Here is a 7,077-nt window from a genome sequence, read left to right as displayed (position 1 = left end):
GTGGGGGCCTCCCGGGGGGAGGAACAGTGTTGGGCGAACACGTCGAGCCATTGCGGAACCTGGGGGGTTCTGTGCGTCAAGGGGGAGTAGTCAACTCGTTTCCGCCGGCGCGCCAGCAGGTGCCGAACGGGACAATGAGACAGCCCGCCATCGCCTGGGAGCAGCGGTACCGCCGTGCCGTGATCACCAGCGACACCGCCGCCACGTTCGTCGTGGTGACGGCGATAGGCGAGTTCTTCGGGGCCCGGGACGCGGCCAACTGGCATGAGAAGTGGGGGATTCTCGCGTTCGGCACCGAGCTGCTGGTGCTGGGGGCGCTCGCGGTGGGCCGCGCGTGGGCTCCCGCCGTGCTCGGCCAGGGCGCCGAGGAGTTCCGCCGGCTCGGCCGCTCGCTGTTCGCGGCGACCGTCGTCCTGGCGCTCGGCGGGATCGCCCTGACCTCGCGCAACATCAAGCTTTGGATCTTCGTCGCGATCCCCGCGATCGCGGTCGTCACCATGATCGCGCGCTATCTGCTGCGTCTCTGGCTGCACAAACAGCGCAAGGAAGGCCGGTGCCTGAGACCGGTGCTCGCAGCCGGGAGCCCCGCCACCGTGCACGACCTGATCACCCGCACCCGCAAGTTCCCGCACCTCGGTTGGCGGGTGGACGGGGTGTGCACGACGGACGATTCCGAGATCGACGGCGGCCACCTGGACGGAGTGCCGATCGTCGGCCGGCTGTCGGACGTGGCGCAGCGCGTCCGCCGCGACGGCTACCGCGTCGTCGCCGTCACGCCCGACGCGCACTGGTCCCCGGACCGGCTGCAGCGGCTGGCCTGGAACCTCGAGGGCAGCGACGCCGAGATGGTCGTGGCTCCGGTGCTGATGGAGGTGGCCGGGCCGCGGCTGCACGTCGACGCGGTGCTCGGGATCCCCCTGCTGCGGGTCAGCATGCCGACCTTCACCGGCGGCCGCCGGGCGGTCAAAGCGGTCGTGGACCGGGTGGGCGCAACGATTCTGCTGCTGCTGTTCGCGCCGCTGATGGCGCTCGTGGCACTGCTCGTGGTGCTGGACAGCCGGGGTGGGGCGTTCTACCGCCAGCGCAGGGTCGGCAAGGATGGCCGCGAGTTCACCATCCTCAAGTTCCGCACGATGGTCACCGGGGCCCACGCGGCACGTGCGGAACTGGCCGAACTCAACGAGGGCGCGGGGCTGTTGTTCAAGGTCCGCCGGGATCCGCGGGTCACCCGGGTGGGATCGGTGCTGCGCCGGTACTCGATCGACGAACTCCCGCAGCTGTTCAACGTACTCACCGGATCGATGTCGCTCGTCGGTCCGAGGCCGCCGCTGCCGGAGGAGTCCGCCGCCTACGGCCCGGACATCCGGCGACGGCTGCTGGTCAAGCCCGGACTCACCGGCCTGTGGCAGATCAGCGGACGCAGCGACCTGCCGTGGGAGGAGGCCGTCCGCCTCGACCTGCGGTACGTGGAGGACTGGTCGCTCGCCCTGGACACAGTGATCTTGTGGAAGACGCTGCGTGCGGTGCTGCACGGGCAGGGGGCCTACTGATGCGCGGGGAGCGTCGTCCGGCCGGTGTGCCGAACGCAGGCCACAAGGGCCTGCCTGGGGGGAGGAACGGGTCATGAAGGTCAGCGTTTTCGGGCTCGGCTACGTGGGCTGCGTGTCGGCCGCGTGCCTGGCCAGCATGGGGCACGAGGTCGTCGGGGTGGATGTGAGCCAGGTGAAGGTCGACCTGGTCAACGACGGCAAGGCCCCGGTGGTCGAGGAGCGGATCGGCGAACTGACCGCCGAGGTCGTACGGACCGGGGCGCTGCGCGCCACCACCGACGTCCGCGAGGCGATCCTGGACAGCGAGATATCGCTGGTCTGCGTGGGCACGCCGTCCGAGCCCAACGGCAGCCTGTGCACCACGTACCTGGAGCGGGTCACCGAGCAGATCGGTGCGGCGCTGGCCGAGCGGGGCGGGCGGCACACCGTCGTGTTCCGCAGCACCATGCTCCCGGGCACCTGCCTGAACCTGCTGGTGCCGATCCTGGAGAAGTACGTCGGCGGCACGGCCGGGGTGGACGTCGGGGTCGCGGTCAACCCGGAGTTCCTGCGCGAGGGCACGAGCGTGCGGGACTTCTTCGAACCGCCCAAGACCGTCATCGGCGAGCTCGACACGGCGAGCGGCGACGCCGTGCTGGCGCTGTACGAGGGCCTGCCCGGCGAGGTGTTCCGGGTGCCGGTCCCGACGGCCGAGGCGATCAAGTACGCGGACAACGCCTTCCACGGCCTCAAGATCGGCTTCGCGAACGAGCTGGGCGCGGTGTGCCAGGCGCTCGGGGTCGACTCGCACCAGGTGATGGACGTGTTCCTGGCGGACCGCAAGCTGAACATCAGCCCCGCCTACCTGCGCCCCGGCTTCGCCTTCGGCGGCTCCTGCCTGCCCAAGGACCTGCGCAGCCTGGTGTACGCGGCCCAGCGGGCCGACGTGTCGGTGCCGATCCTCTCCCATGTGCTGCCCTCCAACTCCGATCATCTGCAGCGCGCGGTCGACATGGTCGAGCGCACCGGCAAGCGCCGGGTGGGCCTGTTCGGGCTGTCGTTCAAGCCCGGCACCGACGACCTCCGTGAGAGCCCGCTCGTCGAGCTGGCGGAGAGGCTCCACGGCAGGGGCTACGACCTGCGGATCCACGACGCCAACGTGAGCCTGTCCCGGCTGATCGGCGCCAACCGCGAGTACATCGAGACCCGGCTGCCGCACCTCGCGCAGCTGCTCGCCGACTCCGTCGAGGACGTCCTCGAACACGCCGAGGTGTGCCTGGTCGGGACCAAGGACCCGGCCGTGCTGTCGGCACTCCCCCACGGCGACGGCCCGCTGATCGTCGACCTCGTCCGCCTTCCCGACGCCGACGTGCGCCGGACCGAACCGGGATACATGGGCCTTGCTTGGTAACGCAGTCGGCGGTGACGGGCCGAGCCCGCGCGCGCTGATCCTGGTGGAGAACCTGTCGGTGCCGTTCGACCGGCGGGTGTGGCAGGAGTGCACGACGCTGCGCGACGCCGGCTGGGAGGTGCACGTCATCTGCCCGCAGGGCAGCAAACGCGACACCGAGGCCGAGGCCGAGATCGACGGGGTGCGGATCCACCGCTACCCGTTGCGCGCGGCCACCGGAGGACCGGCCGGCTATCTGCGGGAGTACGGATCGGCGCTGTGGCACACGGCCCGGCTCGCCCGCAAGGTGGGCCCGGTCGACGTCGTCCACGCCTGCAACCCGCCCGACCTGCTCTTCCTGCCCGCGCTGTGGCTGAAGCGGCGCGGCGCGCGGTTCGTCTTCGACCAGCACGACCTGGTGCCCGAGCTGTACCTCTCCCGGTTCGACCGCGGTGAGGACCTGCTCTACCGCGCGGTGTGCGCGCTGGAACGGCGGACCTACCGGACCGCGGACATCGTGCTGGCCACCAACGAGAGCTACCGGGACGTCGCGATGCGCCGTGGCGGCAAGCGCCCGGAGGACGTCTTCGTGGTGCGCAGCGCACCCCAGATCGAGCGGTTCCAACCGGTCGCGCCCGAGCCGGAGTTGAAGCGCGGCAAGCCCCATCTGCTGTGCTATCTGGGGGTGATGGGCCCGCAGGACGGAGTCGACTACGCTCTGCGCGCCCTCGCCAAGCTGCGCGACGAGTGCGGGCGGACCGACTGGCACGCGGTGTTCGTCGGCTCCGGCGACGCCTTCGACGCGATGGTGGAGCTTTCCCGGGAGCTCGGCCTGACCGAGCAGGTGCAGTTCACCGGACGCATCCCGGACGCCGACCTGGTGCGCTATCTGTCCACCGCGGACGTGTGCCTCTCCCCCGATCCGCGCAATCCGCTCAACGACGTGTCGACCATGAACAAGGTCCTGGAGTACATGGCGATGGGCCGGGCGATCGTCTCCTTCGACCTGAAGGAGGCACGCGTCTCCGCCGGTGACGCCGCCGTCTACGCGCCCGCCAACGACGAGGCCCAGTTCGCCAAGCTGATCACGGAGTTGCTGGACGACCCGGAGAAGCGGGCCCGGATGGGCGGCATCGGCCAGGAGCGGATCAGCGGTCCGCTGTCGTGGCGCAACTCGCAAGCTTCGCTTCTCGCCGCCTACGCCGCCGCGAGCCGCGATCGAACCCCCCAGTCGGCGGGCGACCCGGTCCGCACAAGGAAGAGGCAGCGGCGTTGAACGAAGACACGATCCGCCTAGTCACGATCTGGCGGATACTCCGCCGGCGTTGGCGGCTTCTCGCCGCCTTCGCCGTGGTGGGCGCACTCATCGGCTACGGCACCTCCCTGGTGGTGTTCCCGCCGCGGTACACGGCGTCGGCACCGGTCCTGCTGCCGGGGCAGTGGGAGGAGCGCGAGCTGCTGACCCAGGTGGACATCGCCAGCAGTTCGGCGGTGCTCGACCGCACCGCCGCCGCTCTGCACTGGTCCGGTGTCAGCGGCAGGACGCTGCAGGACCGGGTGACCGCCAAGGCGGCCGACGGGAACATCATCAAGATCTCCGGCACCTCCGACACCCCGGAGCGCGCGCAGCGTCTGTCCGACCAGGTGGCCCGGCAGTTCGTCGCCTTCGCCGACGGGGTCGCGGGCGGCAGCACCGATGCGACGGCGTCCTCGGGGACCGCGGCCCTGCGCAAGCAGGTCGCGGAGACCAACCGCCGCATCACCGAACTGGCCAAGGCGGCCGACCCGGGACAGACGGTGGAGAGCGTGCAGGCCCGCACCGAACTCGAGCAGCTGCGCACCTCGCTGGAGGAGGCCATGCAGAAGCTCGACCAGGCCGACCCCTCGAACAACAAGGCGGGCATGGTCGTCATGGGCGCGGCCCCCCGCCCGGCCGGTGAGGCGCCGCCCACGCGGGTGCAGCTCATCGCCGGTGGGGCGCTGCTGTTCTTCCTGATCGCGCTCATCGGTCATCTCGTCGCGATACGGATGAACCGCCGGCTGCGCACCGAACCGGAGATCGCCGCGGCGCTGGGCTCGACGCTCCTCGGCACCGTCGACGTGCCCACGGAACACTCGGCGCACCGGCCGGAGGGCGGGGGCGCACGTGCCCGCCTCCGCCGCGTCCTCGGCATGGACGCACGGTGGGACATGCCCGCCCCGCAGAAGTCCGGCGACCAGGCCGCCGGCCGGCTCCGCTACCGGCGGGTGTGCGCCCGTCTGAAGGAACGGCTGCCGGGAGCCCAGAAGGTGCTGGTCCTCGTGCCGGACGGCGACGAGACCGCCCGCCGGGCCGCGGGGCAGCTCGCCGCCGAGGCCAAGAACGGTCTGCACCTGCGCGTGGTGGAGGTCTCGGTGGACCGGCCGACCGTGCCGGACCGCGATGCCGAGTCCGGCGCCCTGGTCGTCCTCAGCGCCGGCAGCTGGACCGCGGAGGAGCTCGCCGGCATCGCCGAGGCGTGCGCGGACGCCCGGCACGAGGTCGTGGGCATCGTCGTCGCCGGCCTGGTCCTGGCCCGCCCCACGCGCTCGGGGAGCCAGCTCCCGGACGACGCCACCCTGACGCTCGCGGTGCCCGGCCACGGAACGGGAGGTTCAGCGTGACGACGAACACGCCGTCGGAGTCGACGGCCGCCGCCCCGCTCCTCGATCTGCAGTCCCTGGTGGTGGCGGTGCGCAGGCGCCGGCGCCTGTGGAGCGCCATGGCCCTGGTCGGCCTGGTGCTCGGGGCCGCGGTGGCCGTCCTGATGCCGCCGCCCCCGAGCGCGGTGACCAAGGTGCTGGTCGCGCACGAGGAGGACCAGCCGAACGACCCCGGAACCCTGATCCGCACCGACGTGGCGCTGCTGCAGACCACACGGATCGCCGATGCCGCCCTGAAGGCCCTGAAGTCCCCGGAGACTCCGGAGGCCTTCATGAAGGACTACAGCGGTGCCGGTCTGACCAACAACCTGCTGCAGATCACCGTGACGGGTGACAGCGACACGGAAGCGAAGGCCCGCGCCAAGGCGCTGGCCGACGCGTTCGTCGCGGACCATGTGCGGCGGATCCAGGCGACCTCCAACGCCGAGGCCAAGGCCCTGCTCAGCCAGCGGGACCGGCTGCGGGACGAACTCGCCCAGGTCAACAAGGCGATCGGGGACGGATCCACGACGACCGGCGCCAAGTCGGCGGACCTGGAGTCGCTCTTCGCCCGCCGCGCCGACCTCACCTCGAAGATCACCGATTTCGGCGAGCGGGCCGCGGAGGCCAGCGTCGGCACGCCCCAGCTCATCGCCGGCACGCAGATCGTGGACGCCCCGCACGCCGTACGGCACTCCCTGCCCAAGGCCGCCGCCACCGACGCCGCGATCGGGCTCGTCCTCGGTCTCGTCCTCGGGCTCGCGGTGTCCGCGGTCGGTGTGGTGGTGGCGGACCGCCCCGTGCTGCGCCGGGACATCGCGGCGAACCTCGGCGCCTCCGTCATCGCGGAGCTGCCCGCCCGGTCGCCCGTGCTGTGGCACCGCCGACGCAACCGGGCGGCACGCGAACGCCTCACCGGGACCCTGGCTCGCACCGTGCGCGGCTCCGAGGAAGGGGTGTCGCTGCTGGAACTGGGCAGTGCGCGCAGCACGGTCGGGCTCGCCCTGGACCTCGCCAGGACACTCGCGGCGGACGGACCGGTCGTCGTCATCGACGGTCTGCCCGGCTCACAGCTCTCCGGCCGCCGGCAGAAGCCGGGAGACCCGACCGTCGTCACCGGCGAGCGGGCCGGGACCCGGCCGCCCGAGGAGCGCGCGCTCGGCGTCGGCTCGGTGGCGCCCGGCACGGCGTGGACCGACCTGCAGTACCTCGGCACGCAGACCGTGCTGGTCGTGCGGGCCGGGCACGGCGACGCCGCCTGGCTGCACACCGTGGCGCGGCAGCTCGCCGACCAGCGGATCGCGGTGATCGGCGTGGTGCTGATCGACCCCGATCCGCGCGACCGGACCGACGGCACGCTCTGGGACGGACTGCACACCGCCCTGCGCGGTCAGAACGACCGGTCCGCCCGGCAGAACGGGATCGGCCGGCACCGGCCGGACCGCCAGCCGATGTGGGCCGCACGGGTCCCGGACAGCGAGCAGGAGGCGCGGTAGG

The 7,077-nt window shown here is 72.0% G+C and carries 5 protein-coding genes; all 5 read left to right on the top strand.

Annotated elements, in window-relative coordinates:
* The first annotated feature begins 71 nt into the window (after positions 1-71).
* The gene (locus GRC12_RS19575) at positions 72-1,550 is read left to right on the top strand and encodes a sugar transferase (RefSeq protein WP_208780605.1); all 1,479 of its coding nucleotides are present in this window, start codon (positions 72-74) and stop codon (positions 1,548-1,550) included.
* A gap of 73 nt (positions 1,551-1,623) precedes the next feature.
* Positions 1,624-2,940, top strand: a complete 1,317-nt coding sequence (locus GRC12_RS19570) for a nucleotide sugar dehydrogenase (protein ID WP_208780604.1) — start codon at positions 1,624-1,626, stop codon at positions 2,938-2,940.
* Positions 2,930-4,195, top strand: coding sequence for a glycosyltransferase family 4 protein (locus tag GRC12_RS19565; protein ID WP_208780603.1), 1,266 nt, complete (start codon positions 2,930-2,932; stop codon positions 4,193-4,195). Before GRC12_RS19570 ends, GRC12_RS19565 begins: the two co-directional genes overlap by 11 nt.
* Positions 4,192-5,562 (top strand): Wzz/FepE/Etk N-terminal domain-containing protein, encoded by a 1,371-nt coding sequence (locus tag GRC12_RS19560; RefSeq protein WP_208780602.1) that lies wholly within the window; start codon positions 4,192-4,194, stop codon positions 5,560-5,562. The genes GRC12_RS19565 and GRC12_RS19560 overlap by 4 nt, the downstream gene beginning before the upstream one ends.
* Complete coding sequence (locus GRC12_RS19555; RefSeq protein ID WP_208780601.1) at positions 5,559-7,076, top strand: Wzz/FepE/Etk N-terminal domain-containing protein; 1,518 nt, start codon at positions 5,559-5,561, stop codon at positions 7,074-7,076. Before GRC12_RS19560 ends, GRC12_RS19555 begins: the two co-directional genes overlap by 4 nt.
* The last annotated feature ends 1 nt before the right edge of the window (position 7,077 follow it).

This window comes from Streptomyces griseorubiginosus, assembly GCF_017614965.1.
Classification (GTDB): domain Bacteria; phylum Actinomycetota; class Actinomycetes; order Streptomycetales; family Streptomycetaceae; genus Streptomyces; species Streptomyces griseorubiginosus_B.
Note: the sequence above shows the minus strand (reverse complement) of the source record. Positions and strands in the feature narration are given on the sequence as shown.

Bases quoted from the DNA above. Each gene is read 5' to 3' on its own strand.
- GRC12_RS19570 (WP_208780604.1), top strand. From the start codon at position 1,624: ATGAAGGTCAGCGTTTTCGGGCTCGGCTACGTGGGCTGCGTGTCGGCC.